Here is a 15,195-nt window from a genome sequence, read left to right as displayed (position 1 = left end):
TAAATTTTTTAAATAAAACCTGTACATTTTTAAGTTACACCATTATCTTAAAGAGTATGTTAAAATAAGTCAAGAATAAACGTCGAAAGGAATGGGATAGTATGAAATATTCTTTACAATTGAGCGATGCGATCCACATCTTAGCCTACATAGCAATTTTTCAAGATAGCGATATGTTATCTAGTGAGATGATTGCGAAAAGTATTGAAACCAGTGCAGCTAATGTCCGTAAAATCATGAGCCGACTAAAAAAAGCGAATTTGATTATTACGCAAGTCGGAAAAGCTGCACCTTCTTTAGCTCGTTCTCCTGAAAAAATTTCACTTTTAGATATTTATAAAAGTATTGAAGGAAATACTAATCTCATTCAAGTGGATCCGAAAACAAACCCAAATTGTATCGTTGGTGCGAATATTCAAGAAACATTGACGGCAAGCTATACCCAACTCCAAGCAAAAGTAGAGGAAGAAATGTCACATATCACGTTAGACTCTTTGCTACACAAAATTGCTGTATTAGAAATTGAAAAACGCCCTCACAATCACGAAAGAATAAAAAAATTTCTTTAAACAACAATTGGTAATTATTTTACTATAAAAAATATACTTAAAAATAGCCGTTTATATTAAAATTAAATAACTTACGTATCAACAAAAAAATACTGTTTTTCATTCATTTATCCGTTAAACTTATTAAGTAAGAATTAATATAAAGGAGGAGATTAGGTGAACAACTGGAAAGAATATTTTTTAGAAACTACAATAGATTTAGGATACTCCTATTTTATTGGGGAACAGGTAAAAAACTTTAAGGTTAAGCAAAAACAGATTACTGCCAACATTACTAGTAATGAAAACTATCATGCAATCATTGACCTCGTTGACCACTTTTATTTAGAAAAAATGGTTTGTAGCTGCCCCTGCTTATCGAACGATCATTGTCCCCATTTAGTAGCCGTTTTATTCGAATACAATAAATACTTACAAAAGAAAGATGCAAATAACAGCGCATATTTGGTTTCCTACGCGGAAGATTCACAAATCCGTCCTTTTTTAAAGATGATTTTAAAGGAAAATGACCACTTAGCAAAACGTTTTCAACAATATATTTATTCAGATGCTTCTTTTGATATCAATAAATATCAAGCATACTATGAGAAACAATCTGCTTCCTCGTTGAAGAAAGAACCCGCAGACAAAAAAAGAGGATTGAAAAAAAAAAAACAAATTTTATCTGTTAAACAAATGGAGTACTTAAACTATTCCAAGCAAAAAATTCAACATACTATCCAAGAAAACTGGCACTCCCCTACTATCAGGACACAATATGTTAATTACTTACTTAAAAATAGAATATACAAAGAAGCAGAAAAAGTATTACAGGAGAGTCTGCTTTTGGATCGTCAATCTCCTGATCTCGTTCAACTTCATCGTTATTCTCTAAAAAAACTCTATTATAAATTAGGAAAAAAAGAAGCATACATAAATCAAGTTTTTAAGTTATTGATTGAGAATGATGCATTAGATATGAATCTAGTTCATCAATTGAAAAAAACTTGTTCAAAAGACGAATGGATATCGTTGCGAAACCGTTTGTTCCAAGAATTACATAATCATCAAGACATTGGCTTACTTTATTCACAGGAAAAATGCTATGATCTATTATTGAATCGTGTGTTAGAGACCTCTGGAATCAAAGAAGCTAATCGTTATTTCAATATTTTAAAAAAACAGACTCCCGAAGCACTATTACAGAAATATGAATATGAATTGCGGAAAATAGCCCACACTATGACTACTCGGAATCATTATCATAAACTGGTGAGATATATTGAAGAAATGGCTACTTTACCAAACAGCATGATCTCAGTTCAATTGTTGATCAAAGAATTAAAAGAAAAATACCCGCGAAAAAAAGCAATGATCCAAGAATTAAAATTACTCGAAAAAAAAATGTAACTATTTATTATGCCAACGTTATTTACGAGTGATCCTGAGTTTTTTGCCAAAGACAGAAAAAAACGCTTTAAACTTCAATAATAAGAAGAAGTTTTCAAAAAAATTACCGTTAAGAGTCTGGGACAAAAAAGGACTTCCCAGACTCTTTTAGGTGTAAAAATGAATAAATGGTGAGCATACCTTCTTACCAAATAGACATTCCAGAATTAATTCCTCGAAATCGCATGAATTTTCGAACACTTGAGAAGCTATTACAAAAAATTCTTCCTTCTGTTGTTGGAGCTAACCCTTGCACCCGTGTCCTCTTGTTCGGGTACATTATTTTTAGTGCGGTATCATTTTTACCCTCACTCTTCTTCGACAGGAACTACTATGATTTCCAACTTTCCATCCTTTAAACTGTAAAAACTATTTTTATTATTTGGGTTATTTTCTCTTGTAAATGTAAAATCATCAACAAATCCTTGAGTTTGGAGACTCCCATCAAAAAGGATCTGAGAAACATTTTCTTTTACTATTTGAGTCATTCCACCATAAAAATTGCCAGTTTTCGCTAACAGATCAATAAAAATGAATTGAAAACGCGAATTTCCTCTATTTAATAACTTGCCCACTTCTCCCGAGAGTAACCCCATTTCTTCCACGAAATCAGCCAGTCCATTAAGAACCACGATTTTTCTCGTTTTTGGCGTGAACCACAGTTCATCCCAGAAATGAGTAAATTTCTCACTTCGTTTTGCGACATCATGCAAGCTAAAATACGAAGTCACTTCGTTTTTTATTTGCTCCAATGTTCCAGAAACATCGATTAAAATAACATTTTCTTCCACATCCATCATTTGTGACAGCCACCATGAAAACATCCTCTGCAATTGTACATTGGAAGTAAAAAATAAACCTAGCTGCTTTCCAAGAAAAAATGCAAATGATTCCACCTCAACTGTTTGCTTATTCAAACCTAGATACACCAAGTCTTTTTCTTTGTTGCGCACAAACTGACTGAAAATTTTTGTTGTTAACCGTTCGGGCACCATCAGGATTTTTTCAGGACGTTTTCCTACCCAGTCTTGATCTATATTTGTTATTTCTTCTGCCATTTTTTCGAATATTTCTGATTCATTTTGACCATTAGTGGGTAAATAAAATTGTAATATCGTTGGTCGGTCAAGCATCACTTGCCCTCTTCCTTTAATAGGCAACGCAACAATCGCTTCTCTTCCCAGCACTTGTTTGATTTCACTTTCATCATGTAAATACATAAACAGCTTTGTTGCAAATTGACTCATCATATTTAGGCGAATACTCCCGACACGATTTGCAGATAGAATAAGATAAATCCCTAAACTTGCACCATCTCTTAGTAAATGCACGATTGTTTCATCGATGGAATCTTTTCGTTTATCCTCTATCCCCAAACTCTCGTAGCTATCTAATATAATAAAAATGATCGGTAATTGGATGCTCGTTTTTTCTTGGTATTGGTAGAGATTTGTGGCACCCTTTTCTTTAAACAGTTGTTTTCTCTCCGCCAATGATCGATTGATTCTCACAAACATTTTTTGTCTTTTTTCTTCTTCTTCTAAAGTGACGATGTCAACGACATGTGGCAACTTCTTCAACGGTAAAAGGCCATTAGTACCAAAATCAACTAGATGAAACCATACTTGATTTGGAGTATTTTGTCTTGCAAGACTTAAAACAATTGTTTGTAGTAACGTAGATTTTCCATATCCAGAACTAGCGAATACAACGGTATGACTACTTTTCTCGCAATCATAGTAATAATGACTTTGCTTTTGCTCATGAGGTACATCTAACAAGCCTATGGGAACCTTTAATGTATTCCGTTCATTTCCCTTAAAGATAGGCATTACTAACCACGTTGGTAATTCTGGTAACCAAGGTTGTGATGGTTGGCTGAATGTTGATTGTTGAAAAGTTTGTACAATCAACATTCTGACTGCCTCATATTGCGTAACTATACTGCCCGCTGCTTTCCTCGAATCTTTTTCTGTAGGAGAAAAGAGGACTTCCTTTTGACCAAATTCATTCACAACAACGATCCGTTCATCTTCAAGAGATTGGTTTGGTGCGTAGGGTGCTTTTGTATAACCACTTTGGAACAATTCATAGACGTCATTTTCTCCTACCTTAAGATAACCCCTCCCTGGTCTTGACACATAAGCTGCATCTGTTGTTTGTAAAAGTTCCTTTGAGTCTTGAACACTTGCCATTTTCAATGCCACTTTACTTTTACTATTCGCCTCGATTTGGTCGTTGACTACTCCGGCTGGTTTTTGGGTAGCTAAAATTAAATGGACGCCAAGTGAACGACCAATCCGAGCTACTGAAGTCAGCTCCTCCAAAAATTCTGGCACATTGACTTTTAATTCGGCAAACTCATCGGATACTAGAAAAAGATGAGGCAGCGGCTGATCAGGGTATTCAGAAACGTTCCTTTGTTTTCGTTGTTTGTATAACTGCATATACTCATTGATGTTGTTTACTTCATAGGTCGCAAGTAACCTTTGTCGCTTTTCCAGCTCCGCTTTGATACTGATCAATGCACGGGACGTACCAACTCGGTCTAAATTAGTGATCGCACCCATAAAATGTGGCAACTTACTTACTGTTTGTGCGAGGCCGCCACCTTTCCAATCAATCACTAGAATCCCTACATCTTCAGGAGAAAAATTGATGGCTAATCCCACTAAATAAGTAATCAGAAATTCTGACTTCCCTGAACCAGTCGTGCCACCAATTAAAGCATGAGGTCCATGTGCCTGTTCATGGAGATCCCAGTAGATCCCCTGATTTTTTCTCTGCCAGCCGATCAATGAACGCAATGTCTTACTTGGCTCTGCGTTCAACCAGCGCTTAGAAATCATTAACTCCTCAACAGTCTGAACTTGATATTGCTCTAATAAATTGATTTTTTCTGGCAGATTTTGATTTTCAATTTCTTCATGGAATAAGTTAGCTAAGCGAAAAATTGCTTGTTCAAGTGGATAACTAGTTGGTAAACGATTAGGTGTAAATGGTTGATTAATGTGTTGTTCTTTATGATTGATCAACATAGCAATATCTTGACTTTGATACGCTATTAACGTCGTTACAGTTTCAGGCAACTGATCGATAGATTCCTTCGCCCAAATAACTACGACACCATACCGATTTAATTCTTCCGTTAAAAACTCACTGATTTCATGCTCCCACAAGCCTTCTTCTGTGATAATTGAAAAAACATAAGTTGGTTTAAAAGCTATCTTCTGATAATCAGCATGTTGTAGTTGTTGCTTCCTTTTAGAAAGGATCTTATAAAATGCACTCAAAACCAACTCTCGATTTTTTAAATTGAATAGAAGCCCTCTTTGTTTAAGTGGAAAGGATCGCAACGTATGATGTGGTAACCAACGCCAATTTTTCCATGTTTTTTCATATTCTTTTTCTTGAAGAAGCGTGATAAACTCAACCTCTTGGTAAGAGTGCAAGACAGAAATTTGAAATAGTAAAGATTGAAGAGCTTCCTGCAAAACATTCGATGGACCGACAAGCCCCACTGACTGAGTTGCTAACGAAATCGCAATAGGTGCGTTCTTTAATTTCTGATAAGGACGAATAAAATCGGATAGAACTTCATCGTTCCATTGATCCTCATCCAAATAAGAACTAACAATTTTAAAACTGGATGGACGTTCGCCTATTCCTAAGCGAACGGTTAAAAAATCTTTATCCTTTGGTCGACGTTCATAGATTCTTGGATGACATTCCTTTGTCATTCGTGCTAATTGATTATTAGAAGGATACATGTACTGTAAAACTTCTTTCTGTCTTTGCTGTAACCTGTTTAATTCAAAAGCTTTTTTGATTCTATATTGTTGGATAGTTATTTTTTGTTCACTTTTTTTTCGTTTTATTTTCTTTTTATTTAATAAATAATTGATAGTAGAGATACTGGACGTCAATAAATTAAGTCCATACATACCTAGTATCAGAAGCAGGTTTCGATTGCTAAAAAATAGAAACATTCCGCTTAAGATAAATATGCCTAAAGAGGGGAGAACCAATTTAAAAAAGGATTGTTTCTCCTGAGCTGCTTCGTGTCTCGGTAATCGAACCTCCACTTGTACTTTTGGCTCTTCCAGATAGATTCTAGGGCTTCTTCTAAAAAAGGGGAAGTGCTTAGGATATTCAGGTATATAAGGGACTTCAGAAAGTACCCATGGATTTAATTGGATCGCTTGACCTAAACCGATGATCTGCCACTGCTTTTCCCGCCTTTCGATAATCCACTGATCCACTACGATCTGATCACCTACTTGGAAAGTAAATACACCTTTTGTTACAAGTTGCTGGTTATAATAAACGGGTGCTTTACTAGGATATATACTCAATTGATAGTTATTATCCTGATAATCTATCGCAATCATTGCATCTGATTCAATCATCAAAGCAGAGGTCGTTGCACATGAAATATCAATCAATTGATTCGGTGGATCGATCCACTTTCTCTGCAATGTTTCATGCTTTAATATCAGAAACCTCGGATCATCTTTGATCGAAGAGTCTGAAAAATTTATATGCTGTTTGATATAACAGATTTTTTTGCCGGCGATCACCAGCTCTTTATCATTTTGAGTAAATACTTCATGAATAAACATCTCCCCAAAATAAAAGAGATCAAAAAGGATGGAAAGACTGATATTCATCTGATTTTCGGTGCATAGTGTCTTATTTTGTGGGATTTTCAGATTTATTCTCTCCTGGCTTTTTGCTATATTGACTAATTTTTTCTTGATAGTTTTTTAGTAATTTTTGCTTTTTTTCACCACTCATTTGATCGTTCATTTTTACTGTCAGATATAACTTAGTATAGACATGCAAAAGATACTGCTCATCTCCAGTGTTTTGAGCGATATCCAATGCCTGTTGGAGATTATTTCTGTCAATGTAAATCCAATAAAGCAAACGATTCTCACTTGACTCTTGAGATAATTGATTTAAAATAGCTGTTTTTTCTAATGAAGTTAAATGATCTAATTGAATGACACTAACAGCCACTATATATTTGATACTTTGAGAAAACAAACTGGGGGATACATCTGCTAAAGCCGTTAAAACACCTGCATAATCCTTGGCTATATATTTTGCTTGTGCATCCACGCTCCGTTCTATCTGTGGTAATTGATAAAACGCATAATTTCCTGTTAATAAAGCAAAAAGGATGGTTGACAAGCTGAATAAAAGGCTACCCCATTTAAAAATAAAGTAATTTTTCCTACTGACCACACGTAATTCTGTCGTTCGAATCTCCTTTTGTGTTTCGATTTGGTCGCTAATAATCTGATTGATTTCTGTTACATTTTTTGCTCCATGGAGCAATTTCGACAAGTCATCTGTTAATCCTTCACTTCCTCCATTTAAACTCTCATAACTCAAATTAGGATATAAGATAGCCAACACCAGTGCCCGATATTGCTTCAGAAAATCATTTTCAGTGACCGTATATGGAGCGATAACTTGCATAAACCCTCGATGTGCAAGAAAAATCTCTTCTCCAAACAGAAACAAATTATCGGGATGAAACAATGGTTGGATCGGTCCATTCATAAAATCACACAATTGATTGACTTTTTGGGCAAGCAATAATCGTTGGTAAAAATCTAATTTAATCAAAACCTGTGAGAAACACTTCATTTGATTTGTTTTTTTGTATTGAATGATTAATTTTTCTGTAGATAAATGGCTAACGTCACCTGCCAGTAAATTTCTTTTAGGTTTTAAAAAAAATGTATATTGTTCGATCTGATCCAACGCATATTGATTCGCTTGTAGCTGAATTTCCACTCGTTCATCGGTTATTTTAATACCTTCTTTTTTAAATACATCCTTTTCGCTCTTCAATTACTTGTTGTCACCACCATTAAGGATACGTGGCTTGATTAACAGTTGGTCACCATGACTAATTGGATAATCTGATAAAAGAAATTCTTCATTCAATCGTATTGATTTATTTGTCACTTCTAAATCGAACGCAGCCGGTAGCACGATCGAAGAAACCTGAAGCGCGTTCACAAATAATTCCTTTAAGCGCCTAATGGTTATTTCCCTAGGTATTTGCAAGTCGATCGTTTGCTGTTCGATTTGCAAACAAATATCAATGTCTATTCCCTGTTTCATTGAGTTACCCCTTTTTTCATGTATGGCTTATTTTTTACATTCAAAGTCAAGGAATCAAAACAAAAACCAAATGAAAATAGCTAAAAAACAACTGACATTTGCTGCTTTAATGGGTACAAGTCAAACGAAGATTGGTTTTTACTGATAAACGCTATAGCAACCCAAAATTCCGAGCATCTTGACGATCCCGTTCTGAAACGGTATTCGCATAGTTGTTGAGTTGCTCATAAATACTTTCAAATAATTGTGTCATTTGTTTAACGCTACCTTCTAACTGGTGATACTGATCAAGATATGCTTGAAAAGCTTGTCCTTTCCAATTATGAGCAATTTGCTGGTTCATCGTATTTACTTTTCGGATAGCCTCTTGTATTTGGAGCGCTGATTGCTGATAGATCTTCGCTTGTGATTTTAATTGATCAGGCGTAACTGCAATTGGTCCCATTCTTCCATCCTCCTAGCATTTAGTTGGTAAAACTATTACCTTGGTCATGAATAATATACGACAAGTTCTAAAATATTCCGCTAAATCTTTATTTTTATCTGAAAATTTTTCTCGCATAGAAAGACCTATGTAACAAAACAGTGATAAAAAGCCCGACAACCTTTTTGGTCTCGGGCTCATTGCTTTCAATTTTTTCAACTAATAATCGTTTGAAAACAACAATATTGAATTTATATTCGGTTCTTTAATAATCAGACGGTTCAATAGCTTTTGAGATAACTTTTGACCTCTTTTAAAAGCTGTACTTTTCGATAATGACTAACTTTATTCTTATTATCAAATAAAGAATAATGCTGTTTTCTCACGATATTTAATTGCTCACGATAAATAAACGCAGCACTGGCAAGTGCTTGACGACAATCTTCCGTGATAAGAGGAAACATCTCAAAAGATTCTTCATATAAGTTTTCAGCCTGCTTAGCCAGTGATTCCCATAAAGCGACTAATTGTGTTTGGGCTTGCTTCTCTTTTAACATGGTAGTTGCCACCCCAAATCTAGTCATGTCTTCTTTTGTCAGGTAGATTCGCCCCATTTGATAATCTTCTCCAACATCTCGTAAAATATTCGTTAACTGCATCGCTTCTCCTAATTTTTTAGCTGGTACAACGATGTCAGCTGGGCGCTCAGTTAAAAGCGGAAGCAACATCAAACCTACACTACCTGCAACGTAATAACAATATTCTTCAAGATCTTTTCTTGTTTCTGGTTGCTTAAAATCAGCATCTTTTCGTTGACCAGTCAGCATATCAAAAAAAGGAGCGGTTACCATGGGGAAATTGTCAAAGACCACTGATAGCGCACGCCAGACTGGATCGTTGGGAACCTTTCCCTCATTAAAATCTAGCAATTGCCGTTCTAACTGTCTCAATCCCGCTTGATTGTTGTCGCGATCAATCAAATCATCTGCACGTCGGCAAAACGCATACACGGCATAGACACTTTGAGCTTTTCGTTTAGGCAACTGTGAGAAAGCCAGGTAAAACGATTTTGAATTTTTTTTGATGATTGATTCACAATAGGCAAAATCTTTTTGGTATTCTTGAAAAGGATCATTGTTAATGGTTATCATCTCTCAACAGCTCCTCTACCGCTAATTTTGCGCTTTGCATAACAATTGGTACCCCTGCGCCAGGATGGGTACTACTCCCACAAAAATATAAATTTTCTGCTGCAGAAAATTTGTTATGCGGGCGGTAATAATTACTTTGTTTCAATGTCGGTTTTAAGCCAAAAGTCGCTCCATTATAAGCATTGAAACGGTCAGAAAAATCTTTGGGCGTGATCAATGTTTCGGATACGATATGCTCATCGATATCCTTAAAAATCGTCTTTTCTTTGAGCAATCGGATGATTTTTTGGCGATAGGCTTGCATCGTTTGTTCCGTCCACTTCTCATATTTTGACAATTCTGGCACTGGTACTAAGACATATAAGCCTTCCTGACCCTCAGGTGCAAGCGAATCATCCATCAATGACGGTCGGTACAAATAAAAAGATGGATCATCTGGTAACTTTCCTCGTTCAAAGAGATCATCAACATTTTGTTTAAAGTCTTCTGCAAAATAAATACTATGCAAGTGTTCCTCTGGGTATTTCTTGTCTAAGCCAAGATACATCAAAAAACAAGAACATGAATATTCAAATTTAGCGATTTTTTTATTTGTATACTTTCCCCGTTTTCTTTCATCAGGAATTAATTCCTTCATCGCATAAGGAAAATCAGCGCCACATACAATAGCATCAGCCATCACTTGTTCTTTCCCGATTCGGATCCCTTTAGCAATCTTATTGTCAATTAGGATTTCATCTACTGATGTTTCGTAAACGATCTTTCCACCTAATTCTTCAAACAATCGAGCCAATGAAGTCGCTAACGTATACATTCCACCTTCAATAAAATAAACACCATAAAATAATTCGATCATTGGAATAATCGTATATAAAGAGGGACCTTGATAAGGCGATACCCCGATATAAAGTGTTTGAAAAGCCAATGATTTACGCAAACGGTCATCCTTCACAAATTTAGAAATAGACGTATACGCATCGCTGAATGTCCGCAAGCGGATCCCTGCCCATAATGATTTAGGATTATAAAAATCCCAAAAACCACGAAATGATTTCGTGATAAAGGCTTCTTTTGCGATCGTATATCGCTGATAGATATCTGCTAAAAATGCGAAATAACCTTGTGTATCTTCTGGCGAAATGTTTTCCAACGTCTTTGTCAATTCAATTAAATCATTGGAAAACTCGATTGGTTCCTCTTTGTTGAAATACAGTTTTAACATTGGATCAACTTTTTTCATTGGAATGTAGTCATCGGGGTCTTTCCCACAAAATTCAAATACTTCCCGATAAATTTCTGGCATCATCACAATCGTTGGTCCTAAATCAAAGGTAAATCCTGCCGTTTTGATTTGATTCATTTTCCCGCCAACTTGACGATCTTTTTCGTACAGTGTGACTTCATATCCTAGCTTTTGCAACCGAACTGCGGCACTTAATCCAGCTACTCCCGCCCCAATGACAATAATTTTTTTCATGGGATCACCTACTTACCTTTTTTATCACTTGATAAATTTAATGATAACGTAAAATTTATCAAGTGATAAACTAATATGCTCAAAGAGGTTGAGACAAAAGTGTTTAGCATCAAGAAATAAGAAGGAATTTCCGAAAATTGACAAGAAACACAAAAACTAGTTTTTGATGTTGATTGTTACCTACTTGGTGCTTCTCAAATTTTTGGTAAATTTCAGCTTATTTCCGAAGATGCTACTTTTGTCTCATTTGCCATTCAATTTTCTCATTAAATAACTACTTTTACAAAAAAAGCCCAATGATCACGAAAATTCATTCGGATCATTCGGCGTTTTATCTACCTCTGATTTCTTTTATAAGATTCAAAAATACAAACAGAATACAGTATTCTTGAAATTTTCATCGGTTATTCTTGATTAGAAAAAGCATTTAAAAGCGCTCTGACTTCGTCGGTCGATTTAGTATTCATTAATTGAACACGTAAGTCACTTGCGCCAGGAAATCCTTTGACATAGATTTTAAAGAAACGATGTAGCCCAGTCATTGAACGGGGGATTTCTTTGGCATATTGGTCTTGGAGATCTAATTGCAGACGTAAAAGATCAATCAATTCAGTTGCTGAATGTTCCCTTGGTTCTTTTTCAAAAGCAAAAGGATTTTTAAAGATCCCACGACCGATCATAATCCCGTCTACACCATATTTTTCAACTAATTCCAAGCCCGTTTGCCGATCAGGAATGTCGCCATTGATCGTAAGCAACGTTTGTGGCGCAAGTTGATCTCTTAATGCTACGATTTGAGGGATCAACTCCCAATGAGCATCTACTTTACTCATTTCTTTTCTCGTACGTAAATGAACAGAAAGATTGGCGATATCTTGTTTCAATAAATGACTCAACCAACCTTCCAACTCTTCTTGTTCTGTATAGCCGATTCTTGTCTTGACGCTTACAGGTAATCCTCCTGCTTTCGCTGCTTCGATCAGTTCCGCTGCAACTTCCGGACGAAGAATCAAGCCACTCCCTTTCCCACGTTCAGCAACGTTAGGAACCGGACATCCCATATTCAAATCGATCCCTTTAAAACCCATTTCTGCTAGTTCGATACTCATTTGTCTAAAAAATTCTGGTTTATCACCCCAGATATGAGCAACCATCGGCTGTTCATCTTCGGTAAATGTCAAGCGACCTCTGACACTTTCTTTACCATCAGGATGGCAGAAACTATCGGAATTTGTAAATTCTGTAAAAAACACATCGGGCGCTCCTGCCGCCTGCACAACATGTCGAAACACCACATCTGTGACATCTTCCATTGGTGCTAATATAAAAAAGGGCTTCGGTAATTCTGCCCAAAAATTTTCTTTCACTGATAACTCTCCATTTCATTGTAGTTTCGCCATGTAATACTCTTCGTTCACTATTCTAAAAAACAGAGTCATTATACTAGGAATCAACAAAAGAAGCAAAACCACTGCTTCCTTTACTAAAGCAATTTTTGATACGCCAATCGTTCATTGTCTATCTCATCGTCAACATAGACGATACCACGTAACTCAAACCCACAATGAGCCATGATACGTTGCATACTAGTATTCTTTTTGTGCGTATCAACTCTTACTTGTGCCATTCCTAAGGCCTTTGTTTCTGCTTCTGCATACTCAACGAGTCGGTAAGCCAGCTTTTGTCCGCGAAATGCATCAGCTAGTGCAATGCGATGGATTGTTGTATAGGGCGCATCAGCTTTTTCCCAACTTCCTTCAAAGATTTCTTGATAATTTTTATCAGGTGTTTTTTGTAAGGCTAATGTTCCAGCAATGATTCCATCGACTACCAAAACATAAGACCATGTTTTTTCGATATCTTGCCTGATCGTTTCTTCATTTGGATAACCATTTTGCCATTGCGGACTATCAGCGGAAGCTAACAACCGTTTTGCTTCATTAATGATTTTCATGACGGCTGGCACATCAGCTAACGTCGTTTCGCGAAATTCAATTGTCATTCCATATCCCCTTTTTATTTTTCTATACTAGATAAGACACTAAAAACTAAAGTTTAGTTATCATTTTAACATATTATATTTAGTTAATTTAAGAGTAGATCGTCTAAATTTGTATGAGGAAGTCCTTTAATCGAACAAAAAAAGTCTAGGATAAGCATCTATCCTAGACTCAACTATTTCTTGTCTATTACCAAAAATTTGATCAAATCAATCCGTTTCTGTAGAAAACCGAATAAGTTTTTTTGATCATTCCACAAACTCTAGCTTCTTAACCCTCTACCTTTATTGATTAAATACCAGCATAGTGAATAAAGCACTAAACTAAATAACACAAGAATCGTGATCGAAACTATGATGGGTACATCTGTCGTTCCAAGGAACCCATAACGAAATCCTGAAATCATGTAAACGATCGGATTAACTTTAGAAATTGCCTGCCAGATTGGTGGCAACATAGAGATCGAATAAAAGACACCACCGAGGTATGTCAATGGCTGAAGGACAAAGGTCGGCACGATCGACACATCATCATACGACTGTGCGAAAATCCCATTGATCAAACCCGCTAGTGAAAATAAAATCGATGTCATCAGCAAAGTAACAATCACGATGCCCCAAGAGAAGACATTTAGCGGAACGAAGAAGAGCGAAATCATTGTTACCAACGCCCCGACCAAGATACTACGTCCCAGTCCACCAATCACAAATCCCCAAATAATCACATGTGTGGGAACGGGCGCAACTAAAATTTCTTCAATATTTTTCTGGAATTTTTGAGAAAAAAATGAGGACGAAACATTGGAATAAGAACTAGTGATAACGGACATCATGATCAACCCTGGAACAATAAATTCCATGTAGGAAAATCCACCCATATCACCAATACGTCCGCCAATCATTTTCCCAAAGATCACAAAATAAAGTGAGGTGGTAATCACTGGTGGTACCAGTGTTTGGACCCAAATCCGCAAGTAGCGATTGGTTTCCTTGATGGCTAAACTTTTTAAAGCTGTAAAATAAAGACTAAACATTTTTTTCCTCCACATGACCATTTTCTTCCGTGATTTTCAAGAATAATTCTTCTAAGCGATTCGATTTATTTCTCATCGAAAGCACTTTTATCCCTTGTTCACTTAATTGATCAAAGATTCCGTTGACCCCTTGATCCCGTTCTACTTCAACAGCAAGGGTCCTCTCATCTTCAAACGTACTAGTGTACCCTTGTAGAACTGGCGCTTGTTCATACGGTGCTAAGTCAAAAATAAACGTTTCAAATTGTAATTTAGAAAGTAATGATTTCATACTTGTATTTTCAATCAATTCACCTGATTGGATAATCCCGATATTCCGACACAACATTTCGGCTTCTTCCAAATAATGAGTCGTTAGAATAATCGTGGTACCTTGTTCATTTAATTCTCGCAAGAACTCCCACATCTCACGTCTTAGTTCAATATCTACACCTGCAGTAGGTTCATCTAAAATCAATAGTTTCGGTTCATGCATCAATGCTCTAGCAATCATCAGTCGCCGTTTCATCCCACCAGAAAGCATGCGTGCACGAACATTTCTTTTTTCCCATAGATTGGATTGCTTAAGGTATTTTTCACTACGCTTGATTGCTTCTTGTCGTGAAACACCATAATATCCTGCTTGATTCACTACGATCTGTTGAACTGTTTCAAAAGGATTAAAATTGAATTCTTGCGGTACTAATCCGATTTGTTGTTTGGCACGAACCAAATCAGTATCCAAGTCATAACCAAACACTTTTACTTCACCAGAAGTTTTATTCACAAGTGAAGTGATGATCCCAATTGTCGTAGATTTCCCCGCACCATTAGGACCAAGCAAGGCATAAAAATCGCCCTCTTCCACCGTTAAATCAATCCCTCGCAACGCTTCAACTCCCGTTGCGTATACTTTTTTTAAATTCTTTATTTCAAGAGCCTGTGTCATTTTTTTAACGATCTCCTTTTTTCCATCTGATTCTCTATTGTAAC

At 36.1% G+C, this 15,195-nt stretch carries 12 protein-coding genes; 2 read left to right on the top strand and 10 right to left on the bottom strand.

Features of this window, described 5'->3' with window-relative positions; all coding sequences use genetic code 11:
• The first annotated feature begins 101 nt into the window (after positions 1-101).
• Together AB3H93_RS10130 and AB3H93_RS10125 are read left to right on the top strand one after the other, a co-directional pair.
• A complete protein-coding gene (locus AB3H93_RS10130; protein WP_010737255.1) occupies positions 102-569 on the top strand; it encodes an Rrf2 family transcriptional regulator in 468 nt (155 codons plus the stop codon).
• A gap of 156 nt (positions 570-725) precedes the next feature.
• Entirely contained in the window at positions 726-1,958 is a 1,233-nt protein-coding gene (locus AB3H93_RS10125; protein ID WP_034700067.1) for an SWIM zinc finger domain-containing protein, read from the top strand.
• A gap of 347 nt (positions 1,959-2,305) precedes the next feature.
• Here AB3H93_RS10125 and essC read toward each other — a convergent pair whose 3' ends face one another.
• From essC to AB3H93_RS10075, 10 genes are all read right to left on the bottom strand, one after another.
• The gene (essC, locus tag AB3H93_RS10120) at positions 2,306-6,619 is read right to left on the bottom strand and encodes a type VII secretion protein EssC (protein WP_368020526.1); all 4,314 of its coding nucleotides are present in this window, start codon (positions 6,617-6,619) and stop codon (positions 2,306-2,308) included.
• A 70-nt stretch (positions 6,620-6,689) separates the two neighbouring features.
• Positions 6,690-7,862, bottom strand: coding sequence for a type VII secretion protein EssB (essB, locus tag AB3H93_RS10115; protein WP_368020525.1), 1,173 nt, complete (start codon positions 7,860-7,862; stop codon positions 6,690-6,692).
• A complete protein-coding gene (locus AB3H93_RS10110; RefSeq protein ID WP_126342850.1) occupies positions 7,863-8,138 on the bottom strand; it encodes an EsaB/YukD family protein in 276 nt (91 codons plus the stop codon).
• 151 nt (positions 8,139-8,289) lie between these two features.
• The gene (locus AB3H93_RS10105) at positions 8,290-8,583 is read right to left on the bottom strand and encodes a WXG100 family type VII secretion target (RefSeq protein ID WP_010720654.1); all 294 of its coding nucleotides are present in this window, start codon (positions 8,581-8,583) and stop codon (positions 8,290-8,292) included.
• A 260-nt stretch (positions 8,584-8,843) separates the two neighbouring features.
• Complete coding sequence (locus AB3H93_RS10100; protein ID WP_010737250.1) at positions 8,844-9,713, bottom strand: phytoene/squalene synthase family protein; 870 nt, start codon at positions 9,711-9,713, stop codon at positions 8,844-8,846.
• A complete protein-coding gene (locus AB3H93_RS10095; RefSeq protein WP_368020524.1) occupies positions 9,700-11,190 on the bottom strand; it encodes a phytoene desaturase family protein in 1,491 nt (496 codons plus the stop codon). The genes AB3H93_RS10100 and AB3H93_RS10095 overlap by 14 nt, the downstream gene beginning before the upstream one ends.
• Positions 11,191-11,594: 404 nt before the next feature.
• Positions 11,595-12,557, bottom strand: coding sequence for a tRNA-dihydrouridine synthase (locus AB3H93_RS10090; RefSeq protein ID WP_010720657.1), 963 nt, complete (start codon positions 12,555-12,557; stop codon positions 11,595-11,597).
• Positions 12,558-12,673: 116 nt separating this feature from the next.
• Positions 12,674-13,192 carry a GNAT family N-acetyltransferase gene (locus tag AB3H93_RS10085; RefSeq protein WP_081128962.1) on the bottom strand — a complete coding sequence of 173 codons (519 nt, stop codon included), beginning with the start codon at positions 13,190-13,192 and terminating at the stop codon, positions 12,674-12,676.
• Positions 13,193-13,452: 260 nt separating this feature from the next.
• Positions 13,453-14,223 (bottom strand): ABC transporter permease, encoded by a 771-nt coding sequence (locus AB3H93_RS10080; RefSeq protein WP_368020523.1) that lies wholly within the window; start codon positions 14,221-14,223, stop codon positions 13,453-13,455.
• Positions 14,216-15,151, bottom strand: a complete 936-nt coding sequence (locus tag AB3H93_RS10075; protein ID WP_010720660.1) for an ABC transporter ATP-binding protein — start codon at positions 15,149-15,151, stop codon at positions 14,216-14,218. The genes AB3H93_RS10080 and AB3H93_RS10075 overlap by 8 nt, the downstream gene beginning before the upstream one ends.
• Positions 15,152-15,195: the final 44 nt, after the last annotated feature.

It is taken from the genome of Enterococcus sp. C74, assembly GCF_040887125.1.
Lineage (GTDB): Bacteria > Bacillota > Bacilli > Lactobacillales > Enterococcaceae > Enterococcus_B > Enterococcus_B hirae.
This window is presented reverse-complemented; position numbering and strand designations above follow the sequence as displayed.

Excerpts from the sequence above, each read along its gene's own strand:
- AB3H93_RS10130 (WP_010737255.1), top strand. The coding sequence starts at position 102 with ATGAAATATTCTTTACAATTGAGCGATGCGATCCACATCTTAGCCTAC.
- essC (WP_368020526.1), bottom strand. The coding sequence starts at position 6,619 with ATGTTTATTCATGAAGTATTTACTCAAAATGATAAAGAGCTGGTGATC.
- AB3H93_RS10110 (WP_126342850.1), bottom strand. The coding sequence starts at position 8,138 with ATGAAACAGGGAATAGACATTGATATTTGTTTGCAAATCGAACAGCAA.
- AB3H93_RS10105 (WP_010720654.1), bottom strand. The coding sequence starts at position 8,583 with ATGGGACCAATTGCAGTTACGCCTGATCAATTAAAATCACAAGCGAAG.
- AB3H93_RS10100 (WP_010737250.1), bottom strand. The coding sequence starts at position 9,713 with ATGATAACCATTAACAATGATCCTTTTCAAGAATACCAAAAAGATTTT.
- AB3H93_RS10095 (WP_368020524.1), bottom strand. The coding sequence starts at position 11,190 with ATGAAAAAAATTATTGTCATTGGGGCGGGAGTAGCTGGATTAAGTGCC.
- AB3H93_RS10085 (WP_081128962.1), bottom strand. The coding sequence starts at position 13,192 with ATGACAATTGAATTTCGCGAAACGACGTTAGCTGATGTGCCAGCCGTC.
- AB3H93_RS10080 (WP_368020523.1), bottom strand. The coding sequence starts at position 14,223 with ATGTTTAGTCTTTATTTTACAGCTTTAAAAAGTTTAGCCATCAAGGAA.
- AB3H93_RS10075 (WP_010720660.1), bottom strand. The coding sequence starts at position 15,151 with ATGACACAGGCTCTTGAAATAAAGAATTTAAAAAAAGTATACGCAACG.